At 63.7% G+C, this 15,743-nt stretch carries 15 protein-coding genes; 7 read left to right on the plus strand and 8 right to left on the minus strand.

The annotated features are described in order from the left end of the window. Positions 1-10: 10 nt before the first annotated feature. The gene (locus CH294_RS00315) at positions 11-865 is read left to right on the plus strand and encodes a universal stress protein (RefSeq protein WP_094616558.1); all 855 of its coding nucleotides are present in this window, start codon (positions 11-13) and stop codon (positions 863-865) included. Positions 866-940: 75 nt separating this feature from the next. Here CH294_RS00315 and CH294_RS00320 read toward each other — a convergent pair whose 3' ends face one another. Together CH294_RS00320 and CH294_RS00325 are read right to left on the minus strand one after the other, a co-directional pair. Continuing rightward, positions 941-2,362 carry an FAD-dependent oxidoreductase gene (locus CH294_RS00320; RefSeq protein ID WP_094736691.1) on the minus strand — a complete coding sequence of 474 codons (1,422 nt, stop codon included), beginning with the start codon at positions 2,360-2,362 and terminating at the stop codon, positions 941-943. Further along, the gene (locus CH294_RS00325; RefSeq protein WP_094736692.1) at positions 2,359-3,864 is read right to left on the minus strand and encodes a gamma-aminobutyraldehyde dehydrogenase; all 1,506 of its coding nucleotides are present in this window, start codon (positions 3,862-3,864) and stop codon (positions 2,359-2,361) included. The genes CH294_RS00320 and CH294_RS00325 overlap by 4 nt, the downstream gene beginning before the upstream one ends. Before the next feature lie 142 nt (positions 3,865-4,006). On the opposite strand from CH294_RS00325, the gene CH294_RS00330 reads away from it, so the two are divergent. Together CH294_RS00330 and CH294_RS00335 are read left to right on the plus strand one after the other, a co-directional pair. Continuing rightward, positions 4,007-4,471: an Lrp/AsnC family transcriptional regulator gene (locus CH294_RS00330; protein WP_032376836.1), complete on the plus strand. Its 465-nt coding sequence runs from the start codon at positions 4,007-4,009 to the stop codon at positions 4,469-4,471. Next, a complete protein-coding gene (locus CH294_RS00335; protein ID WP_037147909.1) occupies positions 4,468-5,835 on the plus strand; it encodes an aspartate aminotransferase family protein in 1,368 nt (455 codons plus the stop codon). Before CH294_RS00330 ends, CH294_RS00335 begins: the two co-directional genes overlap by 4 nt. 25 nt (positions 5,836-5,860) lie before the next feature. Here the strand turns inward: CH294_RS00335 and CH294_RS00340 are convergent, their stop codons facing one another. Next, positions 5,861-7,144 (minus strand): thymidine phosphorylase, encoded by a 1,284-nt coding sequence (locus CH294_RS00340; protein ID WP_094736693.1) that lies wholly within the window; start codon positions 7,142-7,144, stop codon positions 5,861-5,863. Next, entirely contained in the window at positions 7,137-7,550 is a 414-nt protein-coding gene (locus CH294_RS00345; RefSeq protein WP_032405044.1) for a cytidine deaminase, read from the minus strand. The genes CH294_RS00340 and CH294_RS00345 overlap by 8 nt, the downstream gene beginning before the upstream one ends. 265 nt (positions 7,551-7,815) lie before the next feature. On the opposite strand from CH294_RS00345, the gene sdhC reads away from it, so the two are divergent. The 4 genes from sdhC to CH294_RS00365 are packed head-to-tail and all read left to right on the plus strand — an operon-like array spanning position 7,816 to position 11,227. Further along, a complete protein-coding gene (gene sdhC / locus CH294_RS00350) occupies positions 7,816-8,226 on the plus strand; it encodes a succinate dehydrogenase, cytochrome b556 subunit (protein WP_080730452.1) in 411 nt (136 codons plus the stop codon). Next, positions 8,226-8,678: a succinate dehydrogenase hydrophobic membrane anchor subunit gene (locus tag CH294_RS00355; RefSeq protein ID WP_027496419.1), complete on the plus strand. Its 453-nt coding sequence runs from the start codon at positions 8,226-8,228 to the stop codon at positions 8,676-8,678. The genes sdhC and CH294_RS00355 overlap by 1 nt, the downstream gene beginning before the upstream one ends. Before the next feature lie 16 nt (positions 8,679-8,694). Continuing rightward, positions 8,695-10,446 (plus strand): succinate dehydrogenase flavoprotein subunit, encoded by a 1,752-nt coding sequence (gene sdhA / locus CH294_RS00360; protein ID WP_032376833.1) that lies wholly within the window; start codon positions 8,695-8,697, stop codon positions 10,444-10,446. Between the two features lies 1 nt (position 10,447). After that, a complete protein-coding gene (locus CH294_RS00365) occupies positions 10,448-11,227 on the plus strand; it encodes a succinate dehydrogenase iron-sulfur subunit (protein ID WP_037147905.1) in 780 nt (259 codons plus the stop codon). 65 nt (positions 11,228-11,292) lie between these two features. Here the strand turns inward: CH294_RS00365 and CH294_RS00370 are convergent, their stop codons facing one another. The 4 genes from CH294_RS00370 to CH294_RS00385 form a co-directional block, all read right to left on the minus strand. Continuing rightward, a complete protein-coding gene (locus CH294_RS00370; protein WP_094736694.1) occupies positions 11,293-12,498 on the minus strand; it encodes an acyl-CoA dehydrogenase family protein in 1,206 nt (401 codons plus the stop codon). A gap of 95 nt (positions 12,499-12,593) precedes the next feature. Further along, a complete protein-coding gene (locus CH294_RS00375; RefSeq protein ID WP_094616553.1) occupies positions 12,594-13,376 on the minus strand; it encodes an ATP-binding cassette domain-containing protein in 783 nt (260 codons plus the stop codon). Positions 13,377-13,379: 3 nt separating this feature from the next. Next, a complete protein-coding gene (locus CH294_RS00380) occupies positions 13,380-14,438 on the minus strand; it encodes an ABC transporter permease (RefSeq protein ID WP_032404730.1) in 1,059 nt (352 codons plus the stop codon). A gap of 29 nt (positions 14,439-14,467) precedes the next feature. Beyond that, positions 14,468-15,508 (minus strand): substrate-binding domain-containing protein, encoded by a 1,041-nt coding sequence (locus CH294_RS00385; RefSeq protein ID WP_242640340.1) that lies wholly within the window; start codon positions 15,506-15,508, stop codon positions 14,468-14,470. Positions 15,509-15,743 lie beyond the last annotated feature (235 nt).

Genomic DNA, 15,743 nt, shown 5'->3' on the forward strand with positions numbered 1-15,743 from the left:
ACCGAAACTCATGAAGATCACCGTCGGCTACCTCGCCACTCCCAGCGGCGACGACGGCGTAGCCCTGGCCATCGCCCTCGCTCGTGCTCTCGACGCCTCCATCGACATCGTGCTGGTCATGGCCGTGGACGAACCGGTCATGGAAGGCAGCGGACCGTACCGAAAAGTGCTGGAGGCGAAAGCGAAGGGTTGGGTGGACGACGCCGCTGCCCAGGTCCCGTCGGGCATCGCGGTCACCACCCACGTGCTCTCGCACGAATCTTTCGCGCGGGCCCTCATCGACTTCGCCGTACAGAACGATGCCGACATGATCGTCGTCGGCGGCGCAGGCGACGGTCTGTTGAATCGGCATTCGATCGGGTCGGTTGCCGGTCAGCTTCTGCACGCCTCCGAAGTGCCACTGGCACTTGCCCCTCGGGGCTACCGGCTCTCCGACGCTCCGATCACCGACCTCACCGTCGCCGTCCCCACCCGGGCATCGGCACCGAATCCGTTGCCGTTCGCGATCACTCTTGCCAGCGCGGCGCACGTGCCGGTCCGGTTGGTGTCGCTGGTGTCTCTCGAACCGACCGGAGCACCGAGCGACGAGACCTCACTGGACACGCGTCGACGACAGGTCGCGGCCGCGCAGGAGAATCTCGAGCACGCGGCCCGCACTCTCCCCGATATCGACGGCTTGCAGTCGATCGTCGCCGACGGGTCTTCGTTGGACGAGGCCATGGGCAACCTCGACTGGAAGCCGGGCGATGTGCTGTTCCTCGGATCGAGTGGGTTGGCGAGCCCCAAGCGGGTCTTCCTCGGATCGAGTGCGGCCAAGATACTGCGGGCCGCCCCGGTTCCGGTGGTCGTCGTTCCGCACGAGTAGAGCGGCTTCGCCGCATGTGAGCGAAACTTCGTAGCAGGGGTCGAGTTTCCGCGCACGTGCGGCGCAGCCGCTCCCTCAGCTGTCGAAGCCCAGACCCAGCGCGTCCATTCCCTTGAGCCACAGGCCGCGCTTTCCGCCGTTGCGGTCGGCTCGGGCGAATGCCGCGCGGGTGATGTTGATTCCGATCGACTTGATGGGCTCAGGCGGAAACGGCAGCGGCATGCTGCGCACCATCTTCAGTCGCGTTCGTTCGGTGTCCTTGCCGTCGAGTAGGTCGAGCGCGGTGCGGGCTCCGAAGTGGGACGCGCCGACGCCGAGTCCGGTGAACCCGGCCACCGTCGCCACCCGTCCGTTCATGCCGAGATCCCAGAACGCACTGAACCGCGAGCACGTGTCGATCGATCCGCCCCAGGCGTGGGTGGCGCGGATTCCTTCGAGGCCGGGGAACATCTGCAGCAGGTGTTCGGCGAGCAATGCGAACTCTTCGGGATGCTGGGTTCGGCGAGGGTCGGTGTCGCTACCGTAGAAGTAGTGCGCGTCCCACCCGCCGAACAGGATGCGATCGTCCGCCGTCAACCGGAAGTAGTGGAATCGGTTGCCGGAGTCGGCCAATCCTTCGCGGCCGGACCAGCCGATGTCGGCGAGCTGAGACGGACTCAGCGGCTCGGTCATGATGACGTAGTCCCACACGGGCACGATCCAGTGACGGAGCTTTCGTCGCAACGACTTCGATGCCGAGGTGGCCAACAGTACCTTGCCCGCCTCGATGGTTCCGTAGCCCGTCTTCACCCGAATACCGTTGCCGGACTTGTCGATCGACAGTGCCTTGGTGTTCTCGTGAATGTGTACACCGAGCGACTCGGCCGCGTCGGCCAGGCCCCAGGCCAGTTTGGCCGGGTCGATCATCGCGACATCGGGGTCGAACAGTGCACCGCGCGCCATCGGTGAGGTGATCCTGGACTGCACTGCAGCGGCGTCGAGGTATTCCATCGGCTGCGACAGGCGTGCACCCTCGTCACCGAGCTCGCGCAGGTCGTCCACCTGCCAGTCGAAATTGGCGATGTCGAGCTCGCCGGTGCGTTCGATGTCGGCGTCTATTCCGTACTTCTCCGCAGTCGCGCAGATCGCGTCGAGCGTCTCCGTGCCCATCCGCAGCAACTCGGGGAGTTCGTCGGCATACCGGTCGAGCCCGTTGCTCAGTCCGTGCGTCAGGCTGGCCGCGCAGAAGCCGCCGTTGCGACCGGTTGCACCCTCGGCGATGCGGTCGCCTTCGAGCAGCACGATCGACCGGTTCGGGTTCTCCTCTGCCGCATGCACCGCCGCCCACAGGCCGGTGAATCCGCCGCCGACTATCACCAGATCTGCTGTTGCAGAGCCGGTGTGCCGACTGCGCGGAGCGGGCCGTTCGGGACGGTCGAGCCAATAGGACTCCGGTGCCGCGCCCGCCACCATCGCCACGCCGCGGTCGGTGGGTTCGGTTGCCCATGATGCGCTCATCGGGCGTCCTCCTGTGCTTCGGGATCGGCCGACGCGAACACCGTTCGATGCCAAGCCTTTCGAGCCACACCGGTGATGTCGGTCATGACATGTTTGACGGTGAGGTACTCGTCCAGCGAATAGCTCGACATGTCCTTCCCGAACCCCGAGGCTCCGAATCCTCCGTGTGGCATCTCGCTGATGATCGGGATGTGATCGTTGATCCACACACAGCCGGCGGCGATCTCGCGCGTCGCTCGTCCTGCGCGATACACGTCTCGGGTCCACGCGGAGGCGGCGAGTCCGAACGCAGTGTCGTTGGCGCGCCGGATCGCATCGTCGTCACCGTGATGCTTGGACACCGTGAGCACCGGGCCGAACACCTCGTCGCGATAGATTTCGTCCTGCTCGCCGACATCGGCGACCAATGTCGGTGGGTAGAACGCACCCCTGCCCTCAGGAACGCGGCCACCGGTGACGATCCTGGCTCCGGTGTCGCGAGCCCGATCCACCATGGCCGCAACACGATCGCGATGAGCGATCGAGATCAACGAACCCATGTCGGTCGCCGGATCGGTCGGGTCTCCCATCACGACGCGTCCCATCAACTCGGCCACTCCAGCAACGAAGTCGTCGTAGAGGGATTCGGCGACGATGGCGCGGGTGGCCGCTGTGCAGTCCTGGCCGCCGTTGATCAGGGATCCGGCGACGGCACCGTGAATGGCGGCATCGAGATCCGCGTCGTCGAACACCACGAAGGGTGCCTTGCCGCCGAGCTCGAGCTGCACCCGAGTGCCGTGGACGGCGGCCTGTGCCATGACTCGCCTGCCGACGGGAGTCGAGCCGGTGAAGGTCATCAGATCGAGGCCCTCGTGCGAGGACAGCGCGACCCCGGCATCTTCTCCGGTTCCGGTGACGACGTTGAACACGCCGTCGGGAACTCCCGCCTCGGTGGCCAAGCGCGCCAGACGCAGCGTGGTCAGCGGAGTGAGTTCGCTGGGCTTGAGCACGATGGCGCACCCGGCCGCGAGAGCCGGAATCGCCTTCCACACCGCCATCTGCAGTGGATAGTTCCACGGGGTGATCGACCCGACGACTCCGACGGCGTCGCGGCGAATCGACGAGGTGTGCTCGCCCGAGTACTCCGCCGTGGCCTTGCCGTCGAGGTGCCGTGCCGCTCCGGCGAAGAATTCGATGTTGTCGATGCTGCCCGGCACGTCGAACTCCGTTGCCAGCCGCACGGTCTTGCCCGTCTGCGCCACTTCCTCGGCCGCGAAGTTCTCGGCATCGGCGGCAACCAGCCGAGCCAACTCCGTCAGGACCGCGCTGCGCTCAGTGGGCGTTGCGCCGGACCATTCCGAAAATGCCGACCGCGCATGTGCGAGTGCCGAATCGACGTCGTCTGCCGTCGCCAGCCCGACCTCGGCCAAGACCGACCCCGTTGCGGGATCGTCGACGGCATATCGCTGACCACTACCGTCCATCGCGCGTCCGTCGATCCAACAACCAGGAATGTTCGCCATACCTGCACAGTACCGCCGAAGCTACTGATTCTCTCCATTTCACGCCTCGTGACAACTGATTCTGTCGTCCGAATCGACAATTGATACGCATTTCATCGTCGAAGGGTTGTGTTCACCACCGCGACAATGACAAGATCGACGCATGCCCGAGCAGCCACCCATCGCACTCGACGACGTCTCCAAGGCGATCATCGAACAACTCCAGGAGGACGGGCGACGCTCGTACGCCGCGATCGGCAAAGCAGTCGGTCTCTCGGAAGCTGCTGTTCGCCAACGTGTTCAGCGGCTGACGGACTCCGGCGTCATGCAGATCGTCGCGGTGACCGATCCGGTACAGGTCGGATTCAAACGGCAGGCCATGATCGGCATCAAGTGCACCGGAGACAGTTATGCGCTGTCCGAGGAACTGTCTGCCATCGACGCGATCGACTACGTCGTCCTGACCGCAGGGTCGTTCGACGTCGTCGTGGAAGTGGTGTGCGAGGACGACGAACAGCTTCTGCAGATTCTCAACAAGCAGATCCGCAGTCTGGACGGTGTCACCAGTACCGAAACCCTGGTCTATCTCAAACTCGTCAAGCAGCAATACAATTGGGGAACACGATGACACGAACGACAGCCGAACTCGACGCCTCCGCAGCCAAGCACCTGTGGGGCCACTTCACCCGCCACGGTGCCGGGGTCACACCACCGATCATCACCCGCGGCGAAGGTTCGACCATCTGGGACTCGAACGGCAAGAGTTACATCGACGGACTGTCGGGCCTGTTCGTGGTTCAGGTGGGGCACGGCCGCGAGGAATTGGCCGAGGCGGCGGCCAAGCAGGCAAAGGAATTGGCCTTCTTCCCACTGTGGTCGTACGTCACCGAACCAGCCATCGAACTTGCCGAGCGCCTCGCCGGCTACGCCCCCGGCGACCTGAACCGGGTCTTCTTCACCACCGGTGGCGGCGAGGCCGTCGAGAGCGCGTGGAAGCTGGCCAAGCAGTACTTCAAGAAGGTCGGCAAGCCCGGCAAGCACAAGGTGATCTCGCGGGCCATCGCCTATCACGGCACCCCACAGGGTGCGCTCGCGATCACCGGAATCCCCGCGCTCAAAGAGCCTTTCGAGCCGTTGACGCCGGGCGCGTTCCGAGTCCCGAACACCAACATCTACCGCGCTCCCGCTCCCCTGGATACCGACCCGAAGGCGTTCGGAATCTGGGCTGCGGATCGCATCGCCGAGGCCATCGAATTCGAGGGCCCCGATTCGGTGGCCGCGGTGTTCCTCGAGCCGGTCCAGAATGCCGGGGGTTGCTTCCCGCCCCCGCCCGGATACTTCGAGCGGGTCCGCGAGATCTGCGACCGCTACGACGTCCTGCTGGTCTCGGACGAGGTGATCTGTGCGTTCGGACGGATCGGATCGATGTTCGCCTGCAACGACTTCGGATACGTTCCCGACATCATCACCTGCGCCAAGGGATTGACCTCGGGCTACTCCCCGATCGGCGCAATGATCGCCTCCGACAGACTGTTCGAGCCGTTCGACGACGGCACGTCCAGCTTCGCCCATGGCTACACCTTCGGCGGCCACCCCGTCTCCGCTGCGGTCGCCATGGCCAATCTCGACATCTTCGAGCGCGAGGGGATCAACGCGCATGTCGCAGACAAGGCACCGGCGTTTCGCGCGACGCTCGAGAAACTGCACGATCTGCCTATCGTCGGGGACGTGCGCGGCGAAGGGTTCTTCTACGGCATCGAACTGGTCAAGGACAAAGCCACGAAGGAAACGTTCAGCGATGCCGAAGCAGAACGCATCCTCCGCGGGTTCCTGTCGACTGCTCTGTTCGACGCAGGGCTGTACTGCCGCGCCGACGATCGCGGCGATCCGGTAGTGCAGCTGGCTCCGCCACTCATCTGTGGTCAGAAGGAGTTCGACGAGATGGAACAGATTCTGCGCAGCGTGTTGACCGAGGCGGGGAACCTGATCTGACCGAGACTGCTACCGACCGAGCTCGTTACCGACCGATGCGGTCGATGACGAGAGGGCTCGGCTCGACAGCCGTTGCACCGATTTCCCAGCTCCCGACGAGTGCTTGCTGCGCGTACTCGAAACGCTCGGGAGTGTCGGTGTACAGGGTTGCGAGCCGATCCCCGGCCCGCACCCGATCCCCCGGCTTGGCGTGCAGCCGCACACCGGCCGCGCTCTGCACCGGCTCACCCTGACGTTCTCGGCCTGCCCCCAGCCGCCACGCAGCGAGTCCGACGCCCATCGCGTCCAACCCGGTGACGACGCCGTCCTGCGTCGCGGTGAATTCCTGACTCTCCCGGGCGACGGGCAGCGCGGCGTCGGGATCGCCGCCCTGTGCCGCGATCATCGTCCGCCACCGGTCCATGGCGGACCCGTCGGCGAGCTTGTCGGCCGGATCGATGCCCTCGATCCCGGCCGCGGCGAGCATGGTGCGTGCCAGCGTGATCGTCAGCTCCACGATGTCGGCGGGGCCGCCTCCGGCGAGCACCTCGACCGACTCCTGCACTTCGAGCGCATTGCCTGCGGTGAGCCCGAGCGGGGTGTCCATCGCCGTCAGCACCGCCAGAGTGCGCACACCCGCATCGGTTCCGAGCTCGACCATCGCGGTCGCGAGTTCGCGCGCATCGTCGATGTTCTTCATGAACGCGCCGGCGCCGACCTTCACGTCCAACACGAGTGCGCCGGTGCCCTCGGCGATCTTCTTGCTCATGATCGAGCTGGCGATCAGCGGAATCGACTCGACGGTTCCGGTCACGTCGCGCAACGCGTAGAGCTTCTTGTCGGCAGGAGCCAGATCGGCACCGGCGGCGCAGACGACCGCACCCACCAACGGATCGGCCAGAATGCGCTGCATCTCCTCACCGCTGAGGTCGGCTCGCCACCCGGGGATGGACTCGAGCTTGTCGAGCGTTCCGCCGGTGTGCCCAAGGCCGCGCCCCGACAGTTGCGGCACCGCTGCCCCGCACGCAGCGACGAGGGGAGCCAACGGCAGCGTGATCTTGTCTCCGACACCGCCGGTCGAGTGCTTGTCGACGGTGGGCAGCGGCAGTGCCGAGAAATCCATGCGTGTGCCCGAGGCGATCATCGCGCCGGTCCACGTACTCAGTTCCCGACGGGACAATCCGCGCAACAGAATTGCCATCGCCAGTGCCGACATCTGTTCCGGCGCGACGGTTCCGCGAGTGAACTCGGCAATCACCCACTCGATCTGCTCGTCGTCGAGAACGCGACCGTCGCGCTTGGCGCTGATGATCGATACGGCGTCAGGCATGGTTGTTCACGCGTCCTTCGTCGAGGTTGTCGGGTCCGAATGCATCCGGAAGCAACTCTGCCAGTCGACGCGGTCCCGAGGTGGTGTCGACGAGCAGATCCGCGCCGCCGAATTCGTACAGCAACTGCCGGCATCGCCCGCACGGCATCAGGATCTCACGCCGAGAATCGCAGCAGGAGAAGGCCACGAGTCTGCCGCCGCCGCTCGAGTGCAGGTTCGAGACCAGCCCGCATTCGGCGCAGAGCCCCAAACCGTATGAGACATTTTCCACATTGCACCCGGTGACTATTCTGTTGTCGTCCACCAGAGCGGCCGCACCGACCGGAAAGTTCGAGTACGGGGCGTAGGCATGTCGCATTGCCTCATGAGCATTGTCGCGCAACGTATTCCAGTCGATTTCGTCCATGGTTACCCATCCAATCACGCCGTCTGAATTGATGCAGATATCTGCCCCGAACTTCGATCGGTAATTGGGAAGGCAAACCTAACACCGAATTTCGGCACCGTACGAACCTCGAGTCGAATTAGTTCCGTGTTTCGAATGGGTTTACAGTTTCGAGTAAGCGGCTAGTACAACCAGCACTAGGGCCGAATCGCGACAAATCGAGCCAGGACAAGACCGGCCACCGGGCTCGAAGCGTCCACCAACGACGTTGGAGGCATTGCACTCGATGAGTAGCACGACGGAAGTCGCTCCGGTCAAGGAGCGCAAGCGGTCTCTGTACCGCGGGGACCCGGGCATGTGGTCCTGGGTTCTGCACCGCATCACTGGCGTGTTGACGTTCTTCTTCTTGTTCGTCCACGTCCTCGACACGGCGATGGTTCGGGTCAACCCCGAAACGTACGACGCCATCATCGAGACCTACAAGACTCCGCTCGTCGGCCTGATGGAACTCGGCCTCGTTGCCGCAGTGCTGTATCACGCGCTGAACGGCATCCGGGTCATGCTGGTCGATTTCTGGTCCAAGGGACCGCAGTACCAGAAGCCGATGCTGTGGGTCATCGCAGTCGTCTGGCTCGTCGTCATGATCCCCGGCGCGGGACGAATCTTCTACAACATGTTCACGGCGGGTGGTCACTGATGTCGACGCAGGGTCCCGAGGCGAAGGTCCTCGGCACGAACTACGACCGTCCGGCCAGCTTGGCCAACCCCCGTTCACCGCGTCGGCAGAGCAAGGGCAACTTCGAGCTCTACGCGTGGCTGTTCATGCGCTTCTCGGGCCTGGCACTCGTCGTGCTGGTGCTGGGACACATGTTCATCATGCTGATGCTCGACGACGGTGTGCACCGCATCAACTTCGCCTTCGTGGCCGGTCGCTGGGCCAGCCCGTTCTGGCAGTTCTGGGACCTGACGATGCTGTGGCTCGCTCAGCTCCACGGCGGCAACGGCCTGCGCACGATCATCGCGGACTACTCCCGCAAGGATTCGACGCGATTCTGGCTGACCACGTTGCTGGTGCTGTCGATGATCCTGATCATGGGCGTCGGCACCTACGTCATCTTCACGTTCGATCCCAACATCTCGGCGAGCTAAGGACACTGACGCTTACATGCAGGAACATCGTTACGACGTACTGATCGTCGGCGCAGGCGGTGCCGGTATGCGTGCTGCGATCGAAGCCGGACCCCGCGCTCGCACCGCCGTACTGACCAAGCTCTACCCCACTCGTTCGCACACCGGTGCAGCCCAGGGCGGCATGTGCGCTGCTCTGGCGAACGTGGAGGAAGACAACTGGGAATGGCACACGTTCGACACCGTCAAGGGTGGCGACTACCTCGCCGACCAGGACGCCGTGGAGATCATGGCGAAGGAAGCAATCGACGCCGTTCTCGACCTCGAGAAGATGGGTCTTCCGTTCAACCGGACGCCCGAGGGCAAGATCGATCAGCGTCGCTTCGGCGGCCACACCCGCGACCACGGCAAGGCACCGGTTCGTCGTGCGTGCTACGCAGCCGACCGCACCGGCCACATGATTCTGCAGACGCTCTACCAGAACTGCGTCAAGCACGACGTCGAGTTCTACAACGAGTTCTATGCGCTGGATCTGTGCCTGACCGAAACCGACGACGGCCCCGTCGCAACCGGCATCATCGCCTACGAGCTCTCCACCGGTGAGCTGCACATCTTCCACGCGAAGTCGATCATCTTCGCCACGGGCGGTTCGGGCCGGATCTACAAGACCACGTCCAACGCCCACACCCTCACCGGTGACGGCATGAGCATCGTGTTCCGCAAGGGTCTTCCCTTGGAGGACATGGAGTTCCACCAGTTCCACCCGACAGGTCTCGCAGGCCTGGGCATCCTCATCTCCGAGGCAGTCCGCGGCGAGGGCGGCATCCTGCGCAACGAGTCGGGTGAGCGCTTCATGGAGCGCTACGCACCGACCATCAAGGACCTCGCGCCCCGCGACATCGTTGCTCGCTCGATGGTGCTCGAGGTACTCGAAGGACGCGGCGGTGGCCCCAACAAGGACTACGTCTACATCGACGTCACGCACATCCCCGAGGAAGTACTCGACGAGAAGCTCCCCGACATCATGGAGTTCTCGCGCACGTACCTCGGCGTCGACCCCGTCAAGGAGCCGGTGCCCGTTTACCCGACGTGCCACTACGTCATGGGTGGTATCCCCACCAAGATCCACGGTGAGGTTCTGCGCAACAACACCGACATCGTTCCCGGTCTGTACGCCGCCGGTGAATGCGCCTGCGTCTCCGTACACGGAGCCAACCGCCTCGGCACCAACTCGTTGCTCGACATCAACGTCTTCGGACGTCGTGCCGGCATCGCCGCGGCCGAGTACGCCAACTCGGTCGACTTCACCCCGCTCCCCGAGGAGCCGGCCAAGATGGTGCAGGACTGGCTCGAGCTGATCCTGTCGGACCACGGTCACGAGCGCGCAGCCGACATCCGTACCGAGATGCAGCAGTCCATGGACAACAACGCATCGGTGTTCCGCACCGAGGAGCGCCTGGAGACGGCACTCAAGGATGTCCGTGCCCTCAAGGAGCGGTACAACAAGATCACCGTCGAGGACAAGGGCAAGCGCTACAACAGCGACCTGCTCGAAGCCATCGAACTCGGCTTCCTGCTCGAGATGGCCGAGGTCACGGTCGTCGGAGCACTGAATCGCAAGGAATCGCGCGGCGGTCACGCCCGCGAGGACTACCCCGAGCGCAACGACGCCGAGTACATGAAGCACACCATGGCCTACAAAGAGGGCGAAGGTCTGCTCACCGAGATTCGCCTGGATTACAAGCCGGTAATCCAAACCCGCTACGAGCCGATGGAGCGGAAGTACTGATATGAGCGCACCTACCCTGGACAAGAAGTCCGAGTCCGATCTGCCACCCGTACCCGAAGGCGCGGTGATGGTGAACCTCAAGATCGCGCGCTTCAACCCCGAAAGCGGAGACGGACAGCGATGGGACACCTTCCAGGTGCCCACCCTGGAAACCGACCGTCTGCTCAACCTGCTGCTGTACGTCAAGGGCTACCTGGACGGCACACTGACGTTCCGGCGTTCGTGCGCACACGGTGTGTGCGGCAGCGATGCGATGCGCATCAACGGCGTCAACCGTCTCGCCTGCAAGGTGCTGATGCGCGACATGCTCCCCAAGGACTCGTCGAAGACGCTCAACATCACCATCGAGCCCATCAAGGGCTTGCCGGTGGAGAAGGACCTCATCGTCGACATGGAGCCCTTCTTCGACGCGTTCCGCGCCGTGAAGCCGTTCCTGATGACGACCGGTAACGAGCCGACTCGTGAGCGGATCCAGTCCGCCGCAGACCGCGCCCGGTTCGACGACACCACCAAGTGCATCCTGTGCGCGTGCTGCACGACCTCGTGCCCCGTGTTCTGGAGCGACGGCAGCTACTTCGGCCCCGCCGCGATCGTCAATGCACACCGGTTCATCTTCGACAGCCGTGACGAGGGTGCAACCGAACGTCTGGACATCCTCAACGACGTCGAGGGTGTGTGGCGTTGCCGCACCACCTTCAACTGCACCGACGCATGCCCCCGCGGCATCCAGGTGACCAAGGCGATTCAGGAAGTCAAGCGCGCGTTGCTCTTCGCTCGCTAGCAGTCACATCGACCGACGGCAAGCGCCCCTTCGCACATGCGAAGGGGCGCTTGCCGTTTCCAGGGTCAGACGAACGCGCTGAAGCCCGTCACACCACGGCCGACGATCAGGTTGTTGATCTGCGCTGTGCCCTCGTAGGAGTACAGCGCCTCGGCATCGGCGAAGAACCTGATGACGTCATGCTCGATCAGAATTCCGTTGCCGCCCATGATCTCTCGGGCCCAACTCACCACTTCGCGCAGCCGCGTCGTACAGAACGTCTTCGCGAGCGCTGCATGCTCGTCGTAGTGGACGCCGTTGTCCTGCAGCTGCGAAACACGAATTGCCATACCGAGCGAGGCGGTGATGTTGGCGGTCATCCGTGCAATGAGATCGGCGATCAGCTGAAACGAGGCGATCGGAGAACCGAACTGCTCGCGTTCACGCGCATACGCGACAGCCCGCTCGTATGCACCCATCATGACGCCCACCGCCTGGAACGCCACTCCCCCACGGGTCAAGCGGAGCACCTTCGCGGTATCGGCGAAGGAGTTGGCCTCGGCGAGCTTGTTGGCGACCGGAACTCGGCAGTTCTCGAGATATACGTCCGCGTTCTCCACCGCGCGGAGCGAGTACTTGCCCTCGATCTTCTCGGCCCGGAATCCCTCGAAGTGCTTTTCGACCACAAAGCCCTTGACCTCGCCGTCGGCCTCGTCCTTGGCGAAGACGATGGTCAGGTCTGCGAAGGTGGCGTTGCCGATCCAGCGCTTACTACCGTTGAGGACCCAGTGATCGCCTTCGAGGCGGGCTGTCGTTTCCAGCCCGCCCGCGACGTCGGATCCGCCGTGCGGCTCGGACAGGCCGAAGGCACCGATGGTCTCCATCCGGCGCATGGCGGGCAACCACCGCGCGCGCTGCTCCTCGGAGCCGAGAATCGAGACACTGCTCATCGCCAGCGAACTGTGCACGCTGAACATCGTTCCCGTGGACGGATCGATTCGTGCGAACTCCATCTCCAGCCATCCCGTGAGCAGCTTGCGCGAGGCCTTTCGATCGTCGAACTCGTAACCGAGACCGGCGATCTCGAGCTCGGCGATCAGCGGCAACAGATGTACCGGCGAGCTCGCCTTCTCCCAGAATTCGTTCGCCCTCGGCGCGACCTCCTCCTGCAGGAACCGACGGGCGCGCAGTACCACCTCGATCTCGTTGTCGTCGAGCATCCCCTGATATCCGTAGAAATCGGACTCGAGAAAATCGGTCGACAGTGGTCCGAGGGGCTCGTGCTCACTCATGTTCGGCTCCTTCGTCTGGTGCCTCCGTCGGGCACCGCTACCGATCTTCTACCCGCCACACCCGCTTCTCACTCATGCGAAGCAGCGGTCAGAGGTCAGCGGCGCAGTTCGTCGGTGAGGGTCGCCAGTTCGTCGCCGCCCGCCATTTCCCTGGTGAGGTCGTCGAGCGAGATGTCGTCGTAAGCACAGTCGAGCGTCTGGCGACCACGGTTGAGCAGAACGAAATGATTTCCGACCAGGTACGCGTGGTGTGGATTGTGGGTGATGAACACGACGCCGAAGCCTTGCTCTCGGGCCGCAGAGACGTAACGCAGAACCATGCCCGACTGCTTGACGCCCAGCGCGGCCGTCGGCTCGTCGAGGATGAGCACACGCGCACCGAAGAAGATGGCGCGGGCGATGGCCACGCACTGTCGCTGTCCACCGGAGAGAGAGCCGATCGGAGCATCGACGTCGGGCAGATCGATGCCGATCTTGCGAAGTTCCTCGATGGTCGTCGCGCGCATTGCGTGGATGTCGAGCGATTTCAGGACCTTGCCACGACGCAACTCCTGACCGAGAAAGAAGTTGCGCCACACCGGCATCAGGGATACCACCGCGAGGTCCTGATAGACGGTGGCAATCCCCTTGTCCAGGGCGTCTTTCGGCGATCCGAAGGTCGCTGGTTCGCCGTCGACGAGCAACTGACCCTCGGACTGCTGATGTAGGCCGGCCATGATCTTGATCAAGGTGGACTTGCCTGCACCGTTGTCGCCCAGAACGCACGTGACCTCACCGGCACCGACACGCATATCGATTCCCTGCAGCGCAGTGACGTTGCCGTAACTCTTGCCCACGTTCCGAAGTTCGATGAGGGGCGTGTTCGCGGAGGAAGTCATCGATTACCTTTTTGCCGCGAAGTTGCGGAATGAGTTGTTGGCGATCACGGCGAACAGCAGCATCGCGCCGAGAAAGAACTTGAACCAGTCGGGGTTCCACCCGGCATAGACGATGCCCTGATTGGTCATGCCGAAGATGAATGCGCCGATGAATGCGCCGACGGCTGTCCCGTATCCGCCCGTGAGCAAGCACCCGCCGATGACGGCGGCGATGATGTACAGGAACTCGTTGCCGACGCCCTGGCCGGACTGCACGGTGTCGAAGGCGAACAGCAGATGCATGCCGACGAACCAGGCGCAGAAGCCGACGAACATGAACAAGCCGATCTTGACCCTCGTGACCGGCACCCCGACGGCTCGCGCCGATTCCTGATTGCCGCCGACGGCGAAAATCCAGTTGCCGGTACGAGTTCTCATCAACACCCAGGTTGCCGCCAGCGTCAACACGATCCACCACACGACGGTGATTCGGATCGACACTCCGAATACCGAGAACGAAGACGAGAACACAGCTTTGGCCGAATCGAATCCCTCCATATCCGAGATCGACGGGGTGGCAACCTGACCGGTGACGAGTTTGGTGACGGCGAGATTGATGCCGGTGAGCATCAAGAACGACGCCAGCGTGATCAGGAACGACGGGATTTTGGTCCGCATCACCAGATAGCCGTTGAACACGCCGACCGACAGCGCCAAGAGCAGTGCCAACGCAGAGCCGGCCCACACGTTCAGATGCAGGTTGTAGGCCAACATCGACGCCATGATGGACGAGAAGGTCACTGCAACACCGGTGGAGAGGTCGAACTCGCCGCCGATCATCAACAACGACACCCCGATCGCCATGATGCCGATGGTCGAAGACGCATACAGCACGGTCGCGAGAGCCTCGGGCGATCGAAACGGTGGTGCCACGATGCAGAAGAAGACGAAGATGGCGACCGCGCCGAACAGGGCGCCGACCTCCGGACGGATCAGCAAGCGCTGCAACGGCTTTTGCTTCGTAACGCGCTCGTCCGTGATCACGGTGTGTTTCGACAGAGCCGGATCGGCCTGTGTGGGCATGATGTTCCTTCCGCGCCGAGGCGATGCACTCAGCGTGTGCCGTTACGGGCGTACTCGGCGACCGCGTCGATGTTGGTCGAATCGATGAACGCGGGTCCGGTCAGCACCGGGGTGCCGCCGCCGATCGTGTTGCCGTTGTTGAGGTAGAGCCACAGCGAGTCGATCGCCAGGTAGCCCTGCAGGTACGGCTGCTGATCGATCGCCCACGCCACATCGCCGGACTCGATCGCATCGACCAAGGCGGCATTGGTGTCGAACGTGACAACCGTGGCATCGCTGCCCGCGTTGACCGTGGACTGCACAGCTGTCAATGCGATCGGAGCGGCGAGGGCGATGATGTGATCGATCGTCGGATCCTGCTGCAGCTTGGCCGTGATGGTCGACTCCACGGACGGCATGTCCTTGCTGTTGACGTTCAGGATCTCGGTGGTGCCTCCGGTGAAGCCCTGCCTGACGCCAGCACAGCGAGCCTCGAGCGACACTGCACCCTGCTCCTGGATGATGCACAGTGTCTTTCGAGCACCGTCGGTGGTGAGACGCGCTCCTGCCGCCTGGCCGGCAATGGTCTCGTCCTGACCGAAGTACTGGCCGACTCCCATGTCCTTCCAGGAGTCGTAGCCGGAATTGAACGCGACCACGGGAATGCCCGCGGCAGTGGCCGTCTCGACGGCGGGGGCCATCGCGTCGGGCTTGGCCAGCGTGACCGCGATGCCGTCGACCTTGGAATCGATTGCACTCTGGACGAGGTTGGCCTGATTGGGCGCTTCGGGATCTGCGGAGTAGCGCAGCTCGATGTTGTCCTTCGCTGCCGCGGCTTCGGCACCCTTGCGCACCAGATCCCAGAAGGTGTCGCCGGGAACCTCGTGCGTGATCATCGCTATCGTCGCCGCCGGCGTGTCGGCTACGCCCGCATTGTTTCCGTCGTCGGACGATCGAGGAGCACCGCCGGTGCTCGAACAGGCCGCGAGGGTCAGTGCGGCGGTGATAGCCAGTGCAACCGCGCTCGGCCTGCGGCCCGGCCGCTTCCGAATCGGTCCGGGCTCACCGGTGAGCCTCTGTCGAAACGTCATTGCAATTCCTCTCGGACGACCGAACGATCCTGACACGGCCGGTCCGGTCGCTGCCTGGAAAGACGAAATATACGGAGCACGCAGTTGTGCTCGATTGTCGGAACGGGCATCGGCGGTGCCCGCATCATCGTCTCACCTGCCTCACTCGACCGGTCCGTCCCGGTCCCACGACGCCCCTGCGAACCCCATCGGGTAGGTCACGGCCGTCCAGTGCGAGTCGCCGCCTCGGCGGGCC

The sequence above is a fragment of the Rhodococcus sp. 14-2483-1-1 genome, assembly GCF_002259335.1.
Lineage (GTDB): Bacteria > Actinomycetota > Actinomycetes > Mycobacteriales > Mycobacteriaceae > Rhodococcoides.